This window comes from Psychroserpens mesophilus, assembly GCF_050617655.1.
GTDB classification, from domain to species: domain Bacteria; phylum Bacteroidota; class Bacteroidia; order Flavobacteriales; family Flavobacteriaceae; genus Psychroserpens; species Psychroserpens mesophilus_A.
In genome coordinates, this window is record NZ_JBODQC010000537.1 from 1 (window position 1) to 233 (window position 233).

General features: G+C 63.9%; 1 pseudogene. It reads right to left on the reverse strand.

Going from position 1 to position 233, the window contains the following annotated elements:
- Positions 1-233, reverse strand: a pseudogene (locus ACRHNM_RS18320) (calcium/sodium antiporter); the annotation flags it as partial.

Consider the following 233-nt stretch of genomic DNA (forward strand, 5'->3'; position numbering starts at 1 on the left):
AAGAGGCGGCCATCATCACCGGCCAGTCCGTTACATAAAATGCCGGGCGGACATTTACATGCCCGATCAGCAGGGTCACCGCCAGTACCAGGCCCAAATTGGCCGTATTGGAGCCAACCACGTGGCCCAGGGCGAGGTCCGGGTACCCCGCCAGGCCCGCCTGGGCGCTGACGATGAGTCCCGGGGCCGAGGTGGCCAGGGAAACCACGGTCATCCCAATCACGATCTTGGGA